This is a genomic window from Kushneria pakistanensis, assembly GCF_014652795.1.
GTDB lineage: Bacteria > Pseudomonadota > Gammaproteobacteria > Pseudomonadales > Halomonadaceae > Kushneria > Kushneria pakistanensis.
This window is the reverse complement of the sequence record NZ_BMZM01000002.1, coordinates 994,067-1,013,285: the sequence shown is the minus strand read 5'-3', so window position 1 is coordinate 1,013,285 and position 19,219 is coordinate 994,067. Positions and strand designations below refer to the sequence as shown.

General features: G+C 62.9%; 16 protein-coding genes. 7 read left to right on the top strand and 9 right to left on the bottom strand.

Translation table 11 applies throughout. The features are described 5' to 3' along the window. Positions 1-69 precede the first annotated feature (69 nt). Genes IE123_RS10010 through IE123_RS09995 form a run of 4 tightly spaced genes read right to left on the bottom strand, consistent with a single transcriptional unit; the run spans position 70 to position 5,972 of the window. A complete protein-coding gene (locus tag IE123_RS10010) occupies positions 70-1,368 on the bottom strand; it encodes a lysine N(6)-hydroxylase/L-ornithine N(5)-oxygenase family protein (RefSeq protein ID WP_189517641.1) in 1,299 nt (432 codons plus the stop codon). A 21-nt stretch (positions 1,369-1,389) separates the two neighbouring features. Next, positions 1,390-3,309 carry an IucA/IucC family protein gene (locus IE123_RS10005; protein ID WP_189517638.1) on the bottom strand — a complete coding sequence of 640 codons (1,920 nt, stop codon included), beginning with the start codon at positions 3,307-3,309 and terminating at the stop codon, positions 1,390-1,392. Beyond that, complete coding sequence (locus tag IE123_RS10000) at positions 3,309-4,163, bottom strand: GNAT family N-acetyltransferase (RefSeq protein ID WP_189517635.1); 855 nt, start codon at positions 4,161-4,163, stop codon at positions 3,309-3,311. Before IE123_RS10000 ends, IE123_RS10005 begins: the two co-directional genes overlap by 1 nt. Before the next feature lie 30 nt (positions 4,164-4,193). Continuing rightward, entirely contained in the window at positions 4,194-5,972 is a 1,779-nt protein-coding gene (locus IE123_RS09995; protein WP_189517632.1) for an IucA/IucC family protein, read from the bottom strand. Between the two features lie 236 nt (positions 5,973-6,208). On the opposite strand from IE123_RS09995, the gene IE123_RS09990 reads away from it, so the two are divergent. From IE123_RS09990 to IE123_RS09970, 5 genes are read left to right on the top strand one after another with little or no spacing between them, the layout of a single operon-like run. Then, positions 6,209-7,417, top strand: coding sequence for an isochorismate synthase (locus tag IE123_RS09990; RefSeq protein ID WP_189517629.1), 1,209 nt, complete (start codon positions 6,209-6,211; stop codon positions 7,415-7,417). 2 nt (positions 7,418-7,419) lie between these two features. Further along, positions 7,420-9,126: a (2,3-dihydroxybenzoyl)adenylate synthase gene (locus IE123_RS09985; RefSeq protein WP_189517626.1), complete on the top strand. Its 1,707-nt coding sequence runs from the start codon at positions 7,420-7,422 to the stop codon at positions 9,124-9,126. 39 nt (positions 9,127-9,165) lie between these two features. Next, complete coding sequence (locus IE123_RS09980; protein WP_189517623.1) at positions 9,166-10,062, top strand: isochorismatase; 897 nt, start codon at positions 9,166-9,168, stop codon at positions 10,060-10,062. Continuing rightward, complete coding sequence (locus tag IE123_RS09975) at positions 10,059-10,928, top strand: siderophore-interacting protein (protein WP_229819690.1); 870 nt, start codon at positions 10,059-10,061, stop codon at positions 10,926-10,928. The genes IE123_RS09980 and IE123_RS09975 overlap by 4 nt, the downstream gene beginning before the upstream one ends. Then, the gene (locus IE123_RS09970; RefSeq protein WP_189517620.1) at positions 10,925-11,713 is read left to right on the top strand and encodes a 2,3-dihydro-2,3-dihydroxybenzoate dehydrogenase; all 789 of its coding nucleotides are present in this window, start codon (positions 10,925-10,927) and stop codon (positions 11,711-11,713) included. Before IE123_RS09975 ends, IE123_RS09970 begins: the two co-directional genes overlap by 4 nt. A gap of 102 nt (positions 11,714-11,815) precedes the next feature. Here the strand turns inward: IE123_RS09970 and IE123_RS09965 are convergent, their stop codons facing one another. Next, the gene (locus IE123_RS09965; protein WP_189517617.1) at positions 11,816-14,092 is read right to left on the bottom strand and encodes a TonB-dependent siderophore receptor; all 2,277 of its coding nucleotides are present in this window, start codon (positions 14,090-14,092) and stop codon (positions 11,816-11,818) included. 384 nt (positions 14,093-14,476) lie between these two features. Beyond that, on the bottom strand, positions 14,477-14,608 hold the full coding sequence (locus tag IE123_RS09960; protein ID WP_189517614.1) for an entericidin A/B family lipoprotein: 132 nt from the start codon (positions 14,606-14,608) through the stop codon (positions 14,477-14,479). 183 nt (positions 14,609-14,791) lie between these two features. Here IE123_RS09960 and IE123_RS09955 point away from each other — a divergent pair, with 183 nt between their 5' ends. Beyond that, entirely contained in the window at positions 14,792-15,205 is a 414-nt protein-coding gene (locus IE123_RS09955; RefSeq protein WP_189517611.1) for an HIT domain-containing protein, read from the top strand. A gap of 17 nt (positions 15,206-15,222) precedes the next feature. Here the strand turns inward: IE123_RS09955 and IE123_RS09950 are convergent, their stop codons facing one another. Beyond that, positions 15,223-15,633 carry a hypothetical protein gene (locus IE123_RS09950; protein ID WP_189517608.1) on the bottom strand — a complete coding sequence of 137 codons (411 nt, stop codon included), beginning with the start codon at positions 15,631-15,633 and terminating at the stop codon, positions 15,223-15,225. Continuing rightward, positions 15,630-16,187 (bottom strand): hypothetical protein, encoded by a 558-nt coding sequence (locus tag IE123_RS09945; protein WP_189517605.1) that lies wholly within the window; start codon positions 16,185-16,187, stop codon positions 15,630-15,632. The genes IE123_RS09950 and IE123_RS09945 overlap by 4 nt, the downstream gene beginning before the upstream one ends. A 270-nt stretch (positions 16,188-16,457) precedes the next feature. Between IE123_RS09945 and IE123_RS09940 the strand changes: the two genes are divergently transcribed. After that, positions 16,458-17,591 carry a glycerate kinase gene (locus tag IE123_RS09940; protein WP_189517602.1) on the top strand — a complete coding sequence of 378 codons (1,134 nt, stop codon included), beginning with the start codon at positions 16,458-16,460 and terminating at the stop codon, positions 17,589-17,591. 24 nt (positions 17,592-17,615) lie between these two features. Here IE123_RS09940 and IE123_RS09935 read toward each other — a convergent pair whose 3' ends face one another. Further along, positions 17,616-19,082, bottom strand: coding sequence for a DNA recombination protein RmuC (locus tag IE123_RS09935; protein ID WP_229819689.1), 1,467 nt, complete (start codon positions 19,080-19,082; stop codon positions 17,616-17,618). Positions 19,083-19,219 lie beyond the last annotated feature (137 nt).

The window sequence follows — 19,219 nt, the reverse complement described above, 5'->3', positions numbered from 1 at the left end:
TCAAAAAACGCACGCCGCATGAACGGCAGCGACAGAGTGTGCCCCAGCTGCCCCGATATCACCTGGCCGTTATGATGATTCACGCCCTTGCGGCGACCAGGTCACCGGGCCGGGATCATCATCCAGATCAAAATGCGCCTGCCCGCTCAGGTGATTGAGAATCACTGCCGAGCGCCAGGCCATCAGTGACAGCTGCGGCTCGGCGATGCCATAGCGGGTGCGTCCGGCGTTGACGGCGTAGATGCGACTGTCGCCATCCCCCTGCCAGTCGAGCAGAAAGTGGCGCCCCACGCTCGGCGCGCCCTGTTCGTCACGACTGATGCGATCGGCCAGCGGCGCCATGCACTCGGGCAGCCTTGATTCAAACCCGGTGGCAAAAATGACCACGTCAGCGTCAAATCGCTCGAGCAAATCGGTCGTGCCATGTCGGGCTTCCAGTACAAAAGCGTCCCCCGTGCGCGTCATGTTGACCGCCTCACGATGGGGCAGCAGATGCGCCCAGCGCGGCTCGTTCATCACATCAAAGCGGTGATAGAGCGTCTGATAGATCTCGGTCAGCGCCGCCGGGGTAATGCCGTCACTGGCGTATTTCTGCGCACTGACCTCACGATGGCGCACTCTCTCGTCGAGCTCGGCAAACTGCGAGGTATAGCCGGGCGTAAAGTACTCGTTGGTAAACGCCGTCTCATCCAGCGGCTGGAAGTTGCGCCGCCGCGACAGCCAGTGCAGCGATTTCGGCGGCCCCCAGTGGCCGCGCAGGGCATTGATGAAAATATCCGCCCCGCTCTGGCCACCGCCGACAATCACCACGCGCTGGTTGGTGAAGTCGCGCGCGTGCCAGGCAATCGATTCGGCGTGCAGACAGCGCTCCCCCTGATACTCGCACGCAAATGTCGGCAGCCAGGGCGTCTTGCCGCTGCCCAGGCACAGATGGCGCGCACGAAAGGTGCGGGTGTCAGTGCGCAGGCAAAAATGCTCGCCGTCGTGATCGATCTCGCGCACGCTGTGGTTGAGCCAGACGTTATCCAGCCCTTCGGCCGCCCAGCGCAGATAGTCGGAGAACTCCGCGCGCGAGACAGTGGAAAGCTCGGCGTTCAGGAAGCGATAGAAGCGGCGATGCTGAACCAGATAATTGAGAAACGACCAGCGGCTCGTCGGGTCAATGCCGGTCACCAGATCCTTGAGAAAACCGGTCTGCAGATGCGTGTCCGGCAGCATCATGCCTTCATGCCAGGCGTAGCGCTGCTGACGGTCGAAAAAGCGCGTGGAAAGGGTGGGCAGGCGATCGGCGGCCAGTGCCGCAATGCTCAAATTGAACGGGCCGGCGCCAATGCCGGCCAGATCCAGAAGCTCGGGGGTATCAGCCATGTTGGGCAACATCTCAAATGGTTACGCGCCCTGACGTGTCAGTGCCGCCTCGCCATGTCGGCGCAGCGGATCACCATCACTCAGGCAGTGATAGAGCGGGTTGTCGATCAAGTGATCCATGTCCGGCAGCATGCGCGCCGCCGAATGGTCATTGGCGTGCAGAAACTTCGAGCGATTAAGCCCCAGGCGCAGGATGCGAGGCTTGAACAGACTGAACAGGTCAAAGCGGGACTCAAGCGCACTGTTGCGCGCCATATAGTCTCCCAGCGCACGGGCACAGAGCTGGTAAAAGCGCGTTTCACTGACGCCGACCTGTTCGGCCAGCGGCGCCACGAAACGCAAAAGCGTCACGAAATGGCCGGTCTGGAGATCATGGATCAGCTTTTCCGGCCCCAGGCGCACGGTCACCTCGACCAGCTCGCGCGGCAGATCATGCGCCTCGGGAAAGTCCTCGTCGACCAGGCGCAGATCACCCTGAAAATCCTTGAGCGCCAGCCGATGCGGCATGCCATTGCGCAGGATCAGGGTCAGGTTCTGCCCGTGGGCAATGATGATGACCCCGAACCGGCACAGCAGGTGATACATCGGGATCAGCGTGGCCTTGAACATGCGCAACAGCCACTGCTCGGCATCGATGCCGGAGGCCTCGATATAGGCGGCAAGCCAGGCGCGACCGGTGGCGTCGCACTGCATCAGCTCCGACATCAAAAGCGGATGCTCGCCCTCTTCCACCCCCGGGGCCAGTCCTTCACGCCAGATCACCCCGCAGAGTTCACGAAAGCGATATGGCGCCTCATCCAGGCGACCATACTGATCATGTTCGACCACGGCAGACGCCGGCTCGGCCAGAATCTCGAGCCCGGCGCGCTGCAGTTCTTCATCATCGTTTGCACGCGCCTGAAGCCAGTGTGAAGCGGCGGGCCCTGCCAGCATGTACTGCCCCGGAATGCCGCGATAGCTCGAGGTATTCATGATGGTAATCGGCAGCTTGAGATCAAAGCGCCCCGCTCGGCTGGCGTTGGTCAGCGTGCGCAGGGACTGCTGTGCCACGAAGTGATCACCAAAGGCGCCCAGCCAGGCCATGTCACCGCGGCCGATATCACCCACGTGCAGCATGGAAAGCATGCGCGCCCACTGCCAGGGATGGACCGGCATCAGGGCATACGCCTCGGCCCTCTCCCCCAGCACCGCACACTTGCCATCACGTGCCGCCAGCAGGGCACGCTTCTCGTCGAGATCCAGCACACTGTCGAGCAGGACGTCATCATCAATGGCCATGCGGCTGCTTTTGAGCCGTGCGCGGCGCACCATCAGCCACTCGATCTGAAACGGACGGGCATATTCCGGGGCGTAGCGTTCCAGCGACTGCATGCCCCAGCCGCGCCGTCCCTTGTTGAACAAGAACTTCGGGTGCCCATCCAGTACGGCCTGCCGCTGGGGCTCGGCAAGCCGGATCGCCTCATCGGCACTCAGGCGCTGATGCACCTCGATCAGATAGCAGTCGCCGCGCAGGGTGTTGAAAAGATCCTCCAGATGCTCGGCGAGCTGGGCATCGTTCATGCCCATGCCGGGGGCCAGCGCCAGCAGAAACTCGGCAGCCTCCGGTGACCCGCCTGCATTTTCCGGACCGCGCAGGCTCTCGACATCGATCAGCAGCTGCCCCCACAGGTTGACGGCCGCCTGAAAGTACCAGCGTCCGCAGGCCCGGCTCTCGGCCGAGGTGCTCCGATCATCATCGCAGACCGCCGCAATCTCGAGCTGCCAGCCCTCGCCCTTGCTTTCCGGCAACAGCACCTGCTCCCAGGAAAGCTCGCTGATCATCTTGGCTACCAGCGCGCGATTGGCGCGCGCCCAGTGCCGACGGATGGCCTCTTCAGGGTCGATGGCGGCCAGGGTCGTCGGCAGTATCGACGCGGTTGATCGAAAGGCTTCCGACGCCATTACATCACCTGTCCAAAGAAGTGATGACGCCACCCCATGACCAGCATGGCGCGCTTGTCAGGCAGGTCAAACTCGCCCTTACTGAAAAGCCCCAGCCGCTCAAGATGGCGAAAAATGCGCTCATTGCCGGCATCGGGTTCCAGCACGACACGCTCGGTGCGCGGCTCGCTCAGGTAGGCGTAGTGCTCAAGCCCGGTCAGCCAGGCATCCACGAACCGTGCACCGCGAAAATTTTCTTCACCGACCAGCACATGCAGCCCGCGATCAAAGGCCTGCCAGTCGTAGTAGTCGCCCAGCACGTCCTCGGGCGTCCAATAGAGCTCGAAATAGCCAAACGCCTCGCCATCAAACTCGCCGATCAGCGACAGTCGATGGGGCTCGGCCAGACGCTCTGCGAGCCAGTCGCCAAGCTCCGCTCGCGACTTGTTCTGCTGCCAGAAACGGGCCACCCGTTCATGATGCATCCACGTGTAAAGACGCTCGAAATCGCGCTCATGCTCACACACGCGAAGGGTCAGGCGCTGTCCCAGCCGTGGATCGAGGCGCTCATACACCACGCCGCGCGGTTTGGTCGGCCGCTTTGGCAGCCCGCGTTCGATCTCGAAGGGCTGGGCAGCATAGTCGGATTGAAGCCACTGCCAGGGGCGCTGATAAAAGCTTTCGCGCAGCACCCGCGGTGCGCCCAGCGCCTGACACAGCGGATACCAGTACGGGTCGGCACGCCAGGCATCATCAAGCATCAGCAGACGACACGCCGGGCGGGTGGCGAAATGATGATCAATGGCTTCCAGAAGCGAGCGCTCCGGCGAGGCCGGCAGGGTCTCGCTGACAGACAGATCGTCACGGCTGGACATGGTGTTTTCTCGCGATGTCAGAGTCATGGTTCAGGACGCCGGGGTCTCGGTGAGCAGTGGATTGGGCATGTCCAGATAGATGATCGACGGGTCATCCAGGGTGGATTCGTTGATACCGGCCAGATAGCAGAAGAAGTTACCCTTGACCTCAAGGGTGGGTGACGTCAGCAGATGATCCAGCAGGGTGGTATCACCGTCCTGGCAGCGCTGACGCAGCCTCTCCAGCTGCTCGCGAAGACGCGCTACCAGCGTGCGCTCATCGACCAGCCCTGCCTCGGCCAGTGCCGCCGTAACCGCCAGAGTCGAATTGATGATGACATAGTAGGGGAAATAGCGCGTGAGCATCCCTGCGCTGATGCGGTGATCCTGACTGACGGGGTCTCCCGGGTGTCGGGCCAGAAAATGATCCGTCACCCCACTGCCCTGACAGTCGCGATAGTCCACCCCTGTCGGGCGCTCACCCTCAAGGCGCACCACGATGTTCTGCTGATGGGCCAGCAGTACGATGCCCTCCTCGACCACCAGTCGAATCAGCGGTGACAGCACGCGCTCACAGAAGGCATCGAACCATACAAGCGCCGCCTCACGCTCACTCGTGCCCTCAAGCGCTGCCAGACGCCTTGCGCCATTGGCCACCAGCGTCTGGCCCGCCTCACCCAATGGCTGGGTGAGCGTGGCGAGCACCACGCTCGATGCATCAGGCCCCTTGATGCGGTTTTCACGCAGCAGCGCCAGACTCGCCTCGTCGATCTCGCCTTCATCATTTTTCCAGCCCAGCCAGGCCGGCTCCTGCATCAGGTGAAAATGCGAGCGAATGTCAGGGCTTACCTGCGGCCACCAGCGGTCCAGGCGCAGCCCGCGCATCACTTCATTACCGTGCAGTACGCGCAGGGAGTTGGTCAGCCGCGCCGAGAGCGACCCCTTGACCATCCAGTCTGCCTGCGGGCTGTACAGCGAGCGATGCGAGGAGGTGGGATACCAGCGCCGTGCGGTGTTGGCATCATTGCTCTCCTCACCCAGCACGATCAGCTCACCGGCCTCGATCAGCGCGGCGATATCGTCTCTTTTCTGCAGGAAGCGCGCCTGCCAAGGGTGCATGGGCAGCGCACTGAACCCCACCGGCAGCCGCTCGGCCAGCGCCTCGGGCAGCAGATCATGCATCAGCGCCGCGGCGGGCAGCTCGCGGCTTGAATCGCCTGCCGCGCGCGCCGGTGACACGCCCCACCAGATCAATGAGAAGCCCGCCCGATGCTCGGGGGTATAGTCCCGCGCCTGCTCGGCATCAAAGGGGGCCTGTGACTTGGGGGCCGGATGAAAGTCGTGACCGACCAGAAGCCCCTGCTCGGCGTCGAGAAACCCGAGCGGCCCCTGGCCGAGATGATCCAGGTCATCACGACCGGCAAGCGCCGAGGCGATGGTGTCGCGACTGCCCATGACGCTTTTCAAAAACGTCTCCCGGCGCGCGTCATCAAGCCGGCCCACCAGCGGATGCTCGCACAGCCACGGACTTTTCAGCAGGGCTTCAACGGCCTGTTCAAAGGACACAACCTGGAGATTCTCTCCTGTGGCCTGCACCAGGGGCAGAACAATCCGGCAGCGTCCCGAGCAGCTTCGATGCTGCAGGTGAACGCGCAGGCAGGCGTCACCCGCGCGCGTCAGGGGAATCACGGCGATCTCTTCATTATCCTGGCGTTCCAGCCACCAGTGGGCAGTCTCACGCAGCAGGGCGTTGAAGAAGCTGGTGGCCGCCAGCCGGTCGGCCCACTCGGTATGGGTGGCAGACATCGGGTGACGAGGAAGGTCCTGCATCGAGCACTCCTGTAATGGGCGGCGTTGACCGGCATGTTCTGGCGTGGAGGCAAGCATAGCCGATCCCGCAGGCGCCTGCGCCGGGCTCATCAGGCCATCCGGCGACCTTCATTTCCCAACACAAATGATTTTGATAATGTTTCTCATTTGGGCTAGAGTGGCGCTCTGTTACTGCACCGAATGACATCGTCCGGTGCCCGTCCGTCCACTGACAACGCGACTTGTCAGGAGCCAACGTGAATCAGCCTTTCCCTTCCCGGTTATCGTTTGCCCAGGCCCCCTGGGGGCTGCTTGAGGGCCTCAAGCCGAATGATGCCTTTTTCTCTTCACCGGTCACGACCCTGCTCGGGCGCGGCATTGCCCATCAGTGTCAGACGCCGGATGCCCGGCCCCAGACGCTGGATGACGCTGCCCGCGACCTGTTCGATACCGCCCGGGCACAGGGACACGCTGATCCTGTCATCATGGGCCTGATCCCGTTTGATCACGCTGACAGCGCACGTCTTTTTGTGCCCGCCGAGCTGATGCGCGCCGCGGCCCGCACGCTTGATCAGCGCCTGATCAGTGCACCGCTCGAGACCCAGGCCCGGTCTATCACTCCTGAGCCGGCGCCCGAGCACTACTGTCAGGCCGTGGACAGTGCCCTGACGCTCTTCGACACCACAGCGCTCAACAAGGTGGTGCTGGCCCGCTCGCTGCGCGTGCACACCCAGGCGCCGGTCGATGCCCAAGCACTGTTGAAACGCCTTTTGAGCATCAATCCGCAAGGGTATAACTTCGCGTTGCCGACCGGCGAGAATGAAAGCCTCACCGGCGCCAGCCCCGAGCTTTTGATTCGCCGCGAAGGCAACCGCGTAATCGCCAACCCGCTGGCCGGTTCGATCCCGCGTCACAGCGATCCGCAGGAAGACCAGCGCCGTGCCGCAGGGCTTCGCGTCTCCGACAAGGACCTGCGCGAGCATGCGCTGGTGGTGGATGCGATTGTGGCCGCCCTGCGCCCGCTGTGTCGCACGCTGGATGTCCCGGAAGGCCCGGAAGTGATCGCCACCGATCGCATGTGGCATCTCTCCACCACCCTTGAAGGCGAACTGGCTGATCCGAGCCTGACCTCGCTCGGTGTGGCGGCCGCACTTCACCCCACACCGGCCGTGTGCGGGGCACCCTGGCAGGATGCCCATCAGGCGATCAAATCACTGGAAGGTTTCGAGCGTGGCTATTTCACCGGGCTGGTCGGCTGGTGTGACGAAGCAGGCGACGGCGAGTGGGCCATTGCCATCCGCTGCGCCGAACTGGCCCCCGATCATGTCCGCGTGTTTGCCGGTGCCGGCGTGGTGCCTGGCTCCAGCCCTCAGAGCGAGCTGGAAGAAACAGCGGCCAAGATGCGGACCATGCTGGATGCCATGGGCCTTGATTACGACGACGACACACCGAACACGACTGCCTGATCATGACGAATCCAACACCTGCGCCGAGCCGGCGCGCCACGCTTGACGAGATCATTGCCCGCTGCCCGGACTACCCGCTGGAGCGCCAGCGCCATTATCGCGAGCAGGGCTGCTGGCTCGATGAAACCTTCGGCGCCATGCTGCGCCGTCTGGCCGGAGAGCACGGCGCACGCGAAGCGCTGGTCGATGGTGATCTGCGCCTGAGCTACGAAGTACTGGATCAGCGCGTGGACGCCTTCGCCCGCGGTCTGCGTCGCTCAGGCATCACACGCGGCGACCGGGTCGTCCTTCAACTGCCCAACCGCCATGAGTTCGTGGTGGCCTGCTTTGCCCTCTTTCGCCTGGGCGCGCTGCCGATATTTGCCCTGCCGGCGCATCGCCGCTTTGAGGTCGAGCACTTCTGCCGCGCCGCCACGGCACGTGCCCTTTTGATCTGCGATCGCGACGGCGGCTTTGACTATCGCGCCATGGCCCGTGAGGTGCGCGAGACCGTGCCGACGCTTGAGCAGGTCATTGTCTGCGGTGAGGCCGAGGAATTTACCGCCTTTGACGGCCTTTATGAGTACGAAGGCGCGCCCGTCGAGGATGTGCCGAGCGCCCACGATCTGGCCTTTTTCCAGCTCTCCGGCGGTACCACGGGCGTTCCCAAGCTGATTCCGCGCCGTCATGACGACTATCACTACAGCCTGCGCGAGAGCAATCGTGCGTGTGCGGTAACAACGGATACGGTCTATCTGATTGCGCTGCCGATTGCGCACAATTTCCCCATGAGCTCGCCGGGCTTTCTCGGCGTGCTGCTCGGCGGTGGGCGGCTGGTCATCGCACCGCGGCCCAGCCCGGATGAATGCTTTGCCCTGATCGCGCGCGAACGGGTCACCATGACCTCACTGGTGCCGCCGCTGGCGATGCTGTGGCTCGACAGCGCCGCTCACACGCAGGAAGATCTTTCGAGTCTCGACATTCTGCAGGTCGGCGGGGCAAAGCTGGTCAGCGAGGCCGCGCGCCGCGTGGCGCCGACGCTGGGATGCCGGCTGCAGCAGGTGTTTGGCATGGCCGAGGGGCTGGTCAACTACACCGGCCTTGATGACCCCATCGAGCTGATCAACACCACTCAGGGCCAGCCGATGTCGGCCCTCGATGAGGTACTGGTAGTGGATGACGACGATCAGCCGATCCCGCCGGGCGGCGTGGGCCATCTGATCACCCGCGGCCCCTATACCATCCCGGGGTATTTCGTCGCGCCGAGTGAAGGCGAGGAACCGGAAGGTGCCCACAATCAGCGCGCCTTCACGCGTGACGGCTTTTATCGCACCGGCGATCGCGTTCAGATGACGCCTGACGGCTATCTGATTGTCGAAGGCCGCGACAAGGATCAGATCAACCGCGGCGGCGAGAAGGTGGCGGCCGAAGAGGTCGAAAACCAGCTGCTGGCCCATGACAGCGTCCATGACGTGGCGGTCGTTGCCATGCCGGACCCCTATCTGGGCGAGCGGGTCTGTGCCTTTGTCGTCTGCCGCGGGGAGGCGCCGAAGCCAATGGTGCTGGCCCGTTTCCTGCGCGATCGGGGCCTTGCCCACTACAAGGTGCCCGAACGCTTTGAGTTTCTCGAAGCCTTCCCCCAGACGGGGGTAGGCAAGATCAGCAAGAAGGCGCTGCGCCAGACGCTCAAGGCGCACTGGTTTGCCGCCGATGCACCCGCGGGCGACTAACGGCTACCCGCGGCGCTGAAAGATTACAGGAGAGGTATCATGGCCATTCCCGCCATCGCGAGCTATTCACTGCCCACTGCTGCCGAGCTGCCCGACAACCGGGTTGGATGGCAGGTCGACCCGGCCCGTGCGGTGCTGTTGATTCACGACATGCAGCGCTATTTCCTGGCGAAATATGACGTGAGCGCTGCGCCCATCCCCGAGGTGATCTCGCATCTGGCCGGCCTGATCGCGGCGGCTCGCGCCGCAGGCGTGCCAGTGGTCTATACCGCTCAACCGACCGATCAGCCCGACAGTGACCGCGCCCTGCTCAACGATTTCTGGGGACCGGGCCTGCCGGGCCATCCCGAGCAGTATCCGGTCGTGGATGAACTGGCCCCACAGGACGGTGATGTGGTGCTGACCAAGTGGCGCTACAGCGCCTTTCAGCGCAGCGACCTGCGTGAGCGCATGCGCAGCTGGGGGCGCGATCAGCTGATCATTGGCGGGGTGTATGCCCACATCGGCTGCATGGCAACGGCCCTTGAAGGCTTCATGCAGGATGTGCAGTGCTTCATGCTTACCGATGGCGTGGCGGATTTCTCGCGCGCGCGCCATGACATGGCCCTTGAGTACGTCGCCGGCCGCTGCGGTGTGGTCACCACCAGCGCCCGTGCCCTTGAAGCGCTTGAGTCCGCACAAAACGATCAGCGCGGCGCTGGCACCATGACGCAGGCCGCACTGACCGAGCGGGTCGCCACACTTGCCGGCGTCAGCGCCGAAGAAATCCCCGCCGATGACAACCTGCTCTTCTACGGGCTGGATTCGATGCGCATGATGACGTTTGTCGAGGAGCTGCGTCGGGAAGGCTTTGATGTCAGCTTCATGGATCTGGTCGAAGCGCCCACCATCACTGACTGGGTCGCACTGCTCAACCGTCAGGGAGTCAGCGCATGAGCGTCGCCGAAATGATCACCGACCAGGCGGCTCAGGCCGCCCCGCCTCCGAAGGGCAAGAAACGCCCCCCGATGCTTTTGAAAGTGATGCGCCGCGAGGTCATCACCGATCACATGATCCGTATCGTACTCGGCGGTGAGGCGCTGGAAGGCTTTCCCGCCAACCGTGGCGGCGGACACATCAAGGTCTTCCTGCCGCGGGATCACCAGAGTGCACCAGTGCTGCCGCAGCTGACCGAGGCCGGCGTGGTCTGGCCGGCTGCGGAAGAGAAGCCGATTACCCGCACCTACAGCGTGCGCCATTTCGATACCGAGCGTCGTGAGCTGAGCGTGGATTTCGTGGCCCACGGCGATGAAGGCCCGGCCTCGCGCTGGGCGCTGGCCGCACGGCCCGGCGACATGATCGGCGTCAGTGGCCCCGGCGGCCCTGATCCGCTGCTGCCACCGGCCGACTGGTCGCTGATCGCCGGTGACATGACGGCCCTGCCGGGCATCAGCGCCCTGCTTGAAGAGATGAGTGATGAGGCCCGCGGTGTGGTGCTGATCGAGGTGGATCACGAAAGCGAGCGCCAGACACTGCGCCATCCACCGGGCGTTGACGTGCACTGGCTCTATCGCGGTGATATCCCGTCGTGTCTTTCCACACTGCAGATCGATGCAGTGCGCGCCATGGACTTCCCCGACTCCGGCAGCATCTCGGCCTGGGTGGGCGGTGAAAACTCGGCGGTGCTCTCCCTGCGTGAGCACCTGATGGGCATTCGCGGCCTGACCAAACGTCAGCTTTACGCCGTGCCCTACTGGCGCCATTGCTGGAACGAGGAGCGTTACCACCAGGAGCGTCATCGCATCATGGATGAACTCAAATGAGCGGCGAGTTTAAAGGCGAACAGATCGTCATTACCGGCGCCGCCCGCGGCATCGGGGCGACGCTGGCTCGCGATCTTCTCGTGGAAGGCGCAAGCGTTGCCCTGCTCGACAGTCTGGCGGACGCGCTATCTGATACGGCCAGTCGGCTTGGGCACGAGTTCGGCGCCGAGCGGGTCAGCGCTCACGTGGTGGATGTCAGTGACTCAAGTGCAGTAGACGCTGCCATTGCCGGGATCGAGGCCCACGCCCCCATTACACGTCTGGCGCATGTGGCAGGCGTTTTGCAGATGGGCCGCGTGACCGAGCTGACCGACGCCCAGTGGCTGCATGCCTTCAACGTCAATACCACCGGGGTGTTCAACGTCACCCGCGCCGTGGCCCGGCTGATGGCCGACCGCGGGTATGGCGCCATCGTGGTGGTGGGCTCCAATGCCGCGGATACTCCGCGTCAGGCGATGGGCGCCTATTGCGCTTCCAAGGCCGCCACCCATCAGCTGGTACGCTGCCTGGGGCTGGAAATGGCCGAACACAACGTGCGCTGCAACATCGTCTCGCCCGGCTCCACCGACACCGACATGCAGCGCGGCATGTGGGCCGATGACAGCGGTCGCGACAACGTGATTCGCGGCTCGCTGGAGGGCTGGAAGCTGGGCATTCCGCTCAAGCGCATTGCCGAGCCCGACGATGTCAGCGAGGCGATCCGCTTTCTGCTGTCCGATCGGGCGCGGCATATCACGATGCATGACATGCGCATCGACGGCGGCGCCACCTTGGGTATTCGTTGATTTAAAAACGAGGGACGCGCATCAAAAAACCCGGCCAGGTGCCGGGTTTTTTGATGCCATGCGTCTCACAACATGGCGCCGGCCGGGCCAGCGCCGGGTCAATCAGAAGTCGTAGCGCAGCGAGGCGACCGCACTGGCGGGCGCACCGTACATGTTGAAGGTGTTAAGGCCACCCACACGCTCGTAGTACTTCCTGTCGAGAATGTTGTTGAAGTTGAGCTGACCCGAAAGGTTTTGTGTGAAGTCGTAGCCGATCATGGCATCGACCACCGCATAGCCCGGCGCGTCGACGCCGGAGCTCGAGCTGAAGCCGTCCATCGCCGTCACGCCACCACCGATGCGAAAGCCATCCAGTGCCCCGCCTTCAAAGCCGTACTGGGTCCAGAGATTGACCATGTTGCGTGGCATCAGCAGAAACAGACCATCGCCCTGCGCCGTGGACTCCCGCTTGATCTCGGTATCCATGTAGGTGTAACCGGCAATCACGTCCCACTGATCGGTAATACTGCCGGTCAGCTCGACTTCTGCCCCCTGGATACGCGTCTTGCCCAGTGCCACGGCATCATCGGTATCCCCGCTGGCCGTCGTGGCGCCGCGGTTCTTGTCATACATCCGAAAGGCCGTCAGACGGGCATTGAGATCGCCATTGAAGTAGCTGCCCTTGACGCCCGCTTCGTACTGCTCGCCCTTGCGCGGCTTGAGCAGCTCATTGTTGGCGTCGGTTGAGCTCTGCGGGTTGAAGACCTGCGAATAGCTGGCATAGAGCGAATGGTGGTCATCCAGGTCATAGACCAGCCCGCCATAGGGCGTGAAGCGCGAGCTATCGCTGCGCGAGTCGGAGGTGCTGCTGTCCAGCTCATCGACACTGGCACGCTGTCGATAGTTGCTGACCCGGCCGCCGGCAATCAACGCCAGATCCTGGATCGGGCGGAAGGTCAGCTTGGAGTAAAGCCCGTACTCTTCAAGCGTGGTGCGCTCATCGTTGTAGTTGTTGGTGCCCTGGGCGCCTGCGCGTGCATCGCTCAGCACATCGGTATAGGGCACGCTGCCGGGCGAGAAATCACTGACGCTGACGCCGCGAAAGCCGGGCAATGCACTATAGCGGCCCTGCTCCTGCTCGGATTCATAGCGCTTGTAGTCGGTCCCCACCACGAACTCGCTGGTATTGCCCAGCGCCTCGAAGGGCTGGCTGTAGCTGGCATCCAGCGCCACTGACTGCTCATCGGCCTTGCCGCCCAGTCCCATCAGCGAGGCATTGCCGTTGTCATCCACACCAGCGTTGGGGCCACCTGCGCCGAAGGCGTAGTTGTAATCGGCATTGCGGTTGGAGTAACGACCGGCCAGACGGCCGTAGCCGCCGTTGTCGAAACGGTGGGTCAGCTCGGCGATCCAGTCGTTGGACTGACTGGTGAAGCTGTTCCAGTCGGCGCCAAAGAGCTTCGAGCGGCGATACTCGCGCAGGCTGCCGTCCCGATTGGCCGGCAGGCCGTTGTTGACGGTGATGTCCTTGTGCTGACGCAAAAAGGCCAGCGACAGGGTGGTGTCCTCGTCCAGATCAAAATCCAGCGCGCCGTAGAAGTTGTTGCGCTTGTTATCGTTGTGATCGACAAAGCCGTTGGTGTCGCTGTTGTCAATCACCAGTCGACCGCGCACGCTGCCATCGGCATTGATCGGGCCGGAGAGATCGGTTTCAACGTAATTCTGATCCCAGCTGCCATAACGGCCGGTCACATGGCCCTGAAAGTCGTAGGTGGGGCGCTTGCGCACCAGGTTGACGATTCCGCCCATTTCGCTGGTGCTGTTAAAAAGCCCCGATGGCCCGCGCATGATCTCGACCCGGTCAAAGGGCGACAGCGACGGCACCGAGCCCGTGATGCTCGACATCGGCGAAGGCAGGCCATCAATGTTGTATTCGTCGTACTCGTAGCCGCGTGAATAGATCGACGAGCGGCCGTCATCGTTGGAGAGCACGCGAACGCCGGGCGTGCGCCTGGCCATCTGATCCAGCGTGTCGAAGTTCTGATCCTCGATCGCCTCACGGGTCACCACGCTGATCGACTGCGGGATATCACGCAGGGCGGCCGGGGTCTTGGTGCCGACGGTGGCGGCATCCACGCCATAGCCGCCGGCCTGCTCGGACGGCAGCATGTCATAGAGTCGATTGCCTTCCACGGTAATGGTGTCAAGGCGTGAACTGTCGCTGCCGGAAGCCGCTGCCGTGGTGGTCGTGGTGACCGTATCGGTCGCCGCCGCCTCACTACCCTGCTGCTCGGCAGCCCAGACGCCACCGGCAACCGGCAGCAATACCGCCCCGGCCAAAAGCGAGGTCAGATACCGTACTTCCCCTGCACCGGGACAGAGCTTCCCCGTTCGACTCATGACTGTTCCCCTGACTGTTATGGATCACTACCGTGTTTTGATTGGCGCTGGAGGCCGCGCTCAGGCGTGTGAAGGCGTCAAACCGAGCGACATCACAGTAGAGTTAATGATAAGGATTATCAAGCGTACATCCATATCATTTGAACTTGGGCGCAGGATTGCTGTCGCCGCGGGCGCAGAGTCTATTCGAAAACACGCAGGTTTTGAGCAGACAGCATGAAAAAGACCGCGATGTCAGCAACACGTCGTCGGCAGAGGCAGGCAGAATCTGAAAGGGACAGCGAGGGAAACGTCTTTCCTGAAGAAAGAGGAAGGAAAGGAGGAAGGAGACTTCAATGGGTGCCACGGGCAGGCGGCGTAGCCCTCCTGCCCGAGAGAACGATATCAGTCGGCAGCGTTCTGAATGGACTGACCACCTTCCGAGATATCTTCACCTGCGCCGCCTACCGTATTGCAGGCAGACAGTGCCGCAGCGGAAAAGAGGGCAATCAGCGTCATGCTCATCCATTTTTTCATGTAACAGCTCCTTGTTGACGACAGTATATGGCATGCGATGGTGCAGGGTACTGGACCGTTTATCGCAACCCATGACCAAAGCCTGGCATTTTTTGGCCTCGATTGCATTTTCAGCGGCAATCACCTCCAATGCCCTGACATCCTCTCCCTTCGATTTGCCTGCCCTACCCATGGAGTATCAACATGGCCTTTGCCCTGCATGAACGACTGGCCGCTGACACTATAGCCGTGGCCTCGCTCGAGCTTTGCGAGCTGCGTCTGATGAACGATGCCCGCTTTGTCTGGGCGCTTTTGATTCCACAGCGAGACAACATTCGCGAGAGCTTTGAGCTGTTTGAGCACGAACGCACACGGCTGTGGCAGGAAGTCGATCAGCTTGGCAGCTTTCTCCAGCATGAGACCGGCGCCGACAAGATCAATATTGGCGCCCTGGGTAATATGGTGCCGCAGCTGCATGTGCATGTGATCGCTCGATCAAGGGAAGACGCCGCCTGGCCCGGGCCGGTCTGGGGCGCAGGCCAGGCCGAGCCGCTGGATGACAGTGAAAGGCAGATACGTCTGGCCATGCTGCAGCGCTTCGTCGCCGGTATCAGATAATGCAATGGGACGCCCGGTCAGGGTGTCACGACACCCGGGCCTGACAGCGGCCCCTCCCCGAGGCGCTCGGCAATGGCGGTGGTCAGCCGATCAAGATCACCCACAGCCAGGGCCGACCGGCCCCGCCAGCCTCTGAGCTGCAGCTCACTGCCACGCGGGCTGTCTTCTATATGGGCTTCCACACGCCACTCGGGACGTGCAGCGTAGCTGGCGCGAATATCGCCCAGGGCGTGATCGCCATAGACAATTACAAAGCCGCGCTCGGCCAGCGACGCCATGGTGGCCTGCATCAGCTGATCGGATGAGGCATTGAAGTGCTCAAGACGTTCAGGCGGTGCCAGCGAGGTCGTGGTGGCACACCCCACTGTCACTACCAGCAGCAGTGCGACTCCCAGCCCTTTCATGCCACCCTTGTGGATCCGTTTCATGGCGCATCTCCCAAGCGCGCCAGCGCCTGTTCGATGGCCGCGTGCGTCTGCTGACAAAAGGGTTCCGGAGAAGCCGGACGCGCGTCGATGACAAAACCATCCGGTGACATGATCATCATGCTGCGTACCGCCAGATAGCGCGGGCCATCGGCACTGACCGATACCCGCTCGATGCTGTAGGGATCAGAGCGGAATACACCGAAAGGATTACCGAACCCGCCGCCCAGCATTACCCCGCCGCGCCGACCACCAAATCCCGTCAGACTGCTGCCCCGCCACTGGTGCGTGGCCCCCAGTCCCGGCTGACGCCTGATACGCTCGGCGCTGACCAGCCCCAGCTCGACGTCGCTGGCGCGAATCTCGTAATCCTGACGTTCAAGTGCAGTGGCAATGGCACGAATCTGTGCAAGACGCGTACCACCATGGGTGGCGTAGCACGACTGTGGCATGGCCTGTTCATTGATACCCAGCGGCTGCGCCGACGGCAGGGACGTACAGCCGCCAATGGCAAGGCTCAGCAGTGACATCTTCACGAGCAATCGAATGGCGGACATGGTGCGCATCCCTGGTGAAATATCCCTGACACCCGCGAGTGATCATGGGGGAGAAAGGCGCCAAACATCTGCCCTTCCAGTTAGACAGTAGAGCGAATATGAAAGACCGGCAATGTAGACCTTCAACGCCTTGACAGCGTGATCATCAAAACGTCGTGTGTCGCGGTGATTTTCCTGCAACGGCATTTTCCTCATGCCGTTGCCCCTGGTGGTGGCTGGAACGCCTGCCGGGGTATGCTCGTCTCTCACTGCTCTTGCCGGAGAACCTGCATGCATATCCTGATTGCCCCCGACAGTTTCAAGGATGCGCTCGGCGCCCTGAGCGCCGCGCACGCGATTGCCGAGGGCATTCGCCAGGCCTCGCCCGAGGCAGACTGGACCCTGTGCCCACTGGGCGATGGGGGCGAAGGGACGCTGGAGGCACTCCTTGCCGCCAGCGGCGCCGAAGCGCGCAGTATTGAGGTTCATGACGCCCTGAACCGCCCACGCATGGCGCAGTGGGGCTGGATTGCCAGCCGCCGCACCGCCATCGTCGAGCTGGCCGAGGCCAGTGGCCTGCAGCATCTTACCAACGAGGAACGTGACGCCCTGCACACTACCACCCGCGGTGTGGGTGAGCTGATTCACGCCGCGCTGGAGGAAGGCGCCGAGCACCTGATACTGACCCTGGGCGGCAGCGCTACCAATGACGGCGGCGCCGGCATGATGAGCGCACTCGGCGTGCGCTTTCTGGATGACAACGATCAGGTACTGGCTCCCGGCGGTGCGGCGCTGTCCCGGCTTTTCCGCATTGATCTCTCCAGACTTGATCCGCGCCTTGCAAAGCTCACGGTCGAGGCCGCCGTAGACGTGAACAATCCGCTGTGCGGCGATCAGGGCGCCAGCGCGATTTTCGGCCCGCAAAAGGGGGCCACCAGGGAACAGGTTGATACGCTCGACCACGCCCTGGCACACCTTGCCGAGGTGACAGCACAGGCCACCGGCCAAAATCATCGCGATAGTGCCGGCGCAGGCGCCGCTGGCGGCATGGGCTTTGCAGCGCTGGCCTTTTTGAACGCCACGCTGCGCCCGGGCATCGAACTGGTGATGGAGCAGGTCGATTTTGAAGCGGCGCTCGAGCGCGCGGATCTGGTCATTACCGGCGAGGGCCGGCTGGATGGTCAGAGCCTGTCCGGCAAGACGCCAATTGGTGTGTCACGCGCGGCCCGGCGGCATCAGGTGCCCTGCGTGGTACTGGCCGGCAAGCTGGATACCGGCTGGGAGAAGGCACTCGATGAAGGCGTGACCGCGGCGTTTGCGCTGGCCGATGGCCCGATGGCGCTGGAAGAGGCGCTCAAGCGCACCCCGGCGCTGCTGGCCGATCGCAGCGCCTCGATTATTCGCTTATTCCAGCACGGTCGCTGAACGCCCGGTCAACGCGTAAAGGTTTCAATCCTCGTCAAAGCGCAGCGTCCCGGGCGTTTCATCCGGGCCCGCAAAGGGAGTATGACGTCCGGCCTGCTGCGCCTCCTGCGCCTCATACCCGTTTTGCGCGCTCTCCCTGACGCTGTCCGGCCAGGCCTTGCGGCTGCGCACGCCCAGCGCATTGAGCCGCCCGGCCTGGGCGATCAGGCTGCCCTGCCCATCGCGCAGGCGGTTCATTGCCTGACGATGGCTGTTGGTGGCGCGCTCAAGCTGCGTGCCGACCTCCTCCATGCTGGTCACGAAGCCGTGGCACTTTTCCAGCAGTTTCTCGCCGCGCGCGACAATTTCGCGGGCGTTGTCGTTCTGGCGCTCCAGCCGCCAGAGCCCTGCCACCGTGCGCAGGCTCGCCAGCAGCGTTGAAGGCGTGACCAGCACAATGTGGCGATCAAAGGCCTCATGGAAAATCTGGTCATCGTGTTCGAACACGGCCGCAAAGGCCGGCTCGATCGGCATGAACAGAAAGACCATGTCCGGGGCATTGAGACCGGGAAGGCGCGCATAGCCCTTGTCCGACAGGGTTTCGATGTGGCTTCGCACCGAGCGCAGGTGACGGCGCATGGCCTGCTCGCGGACCGCGTCGCTGTCGGCGGCCACCACCTCGCCCCAGGCGGTAAGCGACACCTTGGCATCAACGATCAGATGTCGCGATTCGGGCAGATAAATCACCGCATCCGGGCGGGAGCGCCCCTGATCATGGGTCAGCACCACTTCCCGTTCGTACTCGATGCCCTGGCGCAGGCCGGAGCGCTCCAGCACCCGTTCCAGAATCAGCTCGCCCCAGTTGCCCTGCGACTTGCTGTCACCCTTAAGCGCCCGGGTCAGGTTGCTGGCGTCCTCGCTCATCTGCCGATTGAGCCCGGCCAGATACTCAAGCTGCGTGGTGAGCTGGGTGCGGCTGTACTGCTGCTCGCCGTGCAGGGTTTCCAGGCGGGCCCGAAACTGTTCGATCTGCTCGCGCACCGGCGTCATCAGCGCGCTGACGCTCTCCCTTGAGTGTTGGGAGAACTGCTGCTGGCGCTCGTCAAAGATGCGCCCGGCCAGGCGCTCGAACTCGTGGGTCAACTCCTGGCGCGCACTGCCCAGAAGGCTCAGACGCTCCTCGAAATGGGCCGTGTCCTTTTGTCTTTCCATCTCAAGACGTGCATACCGCTCACGATAATCGGCAAGCGCATCACCCAGCTCTGTCAGACGGTGCTCACGCTGTGACAGCTGCTGACGCAGCTCCTGGGCATGGGTCTGCTCCCGTTCAAGCAGCGCCTCCCGCTCGGCCAGCATGCGCTCGGTGTCATTGTACTGCTCACGCTGTCGGTCAAGCGCTTCTTCAAGCGTTGCCATCACCGCATTCTGGTGGTGACCGCGCCGCCACAGGCCGATGGCCACGACAATGGCGGCGGTCATCACTATCAATGAGATCAGCAGCGCGCTGTTCATGGGCATTTCCAATGGGTCATCAAAAAAGGCAACGAGTCATGAAGAACACCAACCGGTCATGAGGGCTTCCGACAGGCCCGATCAGAATGGACAAGAGGGCCAGCTTAACCGAGCCCCGAATCAGGTGCACCCACGCC

Excerpts from the sequence above, each read along its gene's own strand:
- IE123_RS10010 (WP_189517641.1), bottom strand. The coding sequence starts at position 1,368 with ATGGCTGATACCCCCGAGCTTCTGGATCTGGCCGGCATTGGCGCCGGC.
- IE123_RS10005 (WP_189517638.1), bottom strand. The coding sequence starts at position 3,309 with ATGGCGTCGGAAGCCTTTCGATCAACCGCGTCGATACTGCCGACGACC.
- IE123_RS10000 (WP_189517635.1), bottom strand. The coding sequence starts at position 4,163 with ATGTCCAGCCGTGACGATCTGTCTGTCAGCGAGACCCTGCCGGCCTCG.
- IE123_RS09995 (WP_189517632.1), bottom strand. The coding sequence starts at position 5,972 with ATGCAGGACCTTCCTCGTCACCCGATGTCTGCCACCCATACCGAGTGG.
- IE123_RS09985 (WP_189517626.1), top strand. The coding sequence starts at position 7,420 with ATGACGAATCCAACACCTGCGCCGAGCCGGCGCGCCACGCTTGACGAG.
- IE123_RS09980 (WP_189517623.1), top strand. The coding sequence starts at position 9,166 with ATGGCCATTCCCGCCATCGCGAGCTATTCACTGCCCACTGCTGCCGAG.
- IE123_RS09975 (WP_229819690.1), top strand. The coding sequence starts at position 10,059 with ATGAGCGTCGCCGAAATGATCACCGACCAGGCGGCTCAGGCCGCCCCG.
- IE123_RS09970 (WP_189517620.1), top strand. The coding sequence starts at position 10,925 with ATGAGCGGCGAGTTTAAAGGCGAACAGATCGTCATTACCGGCGCCGCC.
- IE123_RS09965 (WP_189517617.1), bottom strand. The coding sequence starts at position 14,092 with ATGAGTCGAACGGGGAAGCTCTGTCCCGGTGCAGGGGAAGTACGGTAT.
- IE123_RS09960 (WP_189517614.1), bottom strand. The coding sequence starts at position 14,608 with ATGAAAAAATGGATGAGCATGACGCTGATTGCCCTCTTTTCCGCTGCG.
- IE123_RS09955 (WP_189517611.1), top strand. The coding sequence starts at position 14,792 with ATGGCCTTTGCCCTGCATGAACGACTGGCCGCTGACACTATAGCCGTG.
- IE123_RS09950 (WP_189517608.1), bottom strand. The coding sequence starts at position 15,633 with ATGAAACGGATCCACAAGGGTGGCATGAAAGGGCTGGGAGTCGCACTG.
- IE123_RS09945 (WP_189517605.1), bottom strand. The coding sequence starts at position 16,187 with ATGTCCGCCATTCGATTGCTCGTGAAGATGTCACTGCTGAGCCTTGCC.
- IE123_RS09940 (WP_189517602.1), top strand. The coding sequence starts at position 16,458 with ATGCATATCCTGATTGCCCCCGACAGTTTCAAGGATGCGCTCGGCGCC.
- IE123_RS09935 (WP_229819689.1), bottom strand. The coding sequence starts at position 19,082 with ATGAACAGCGCGCTGCTGATCTCATTGATAGTGATGACCGCCGCCATT.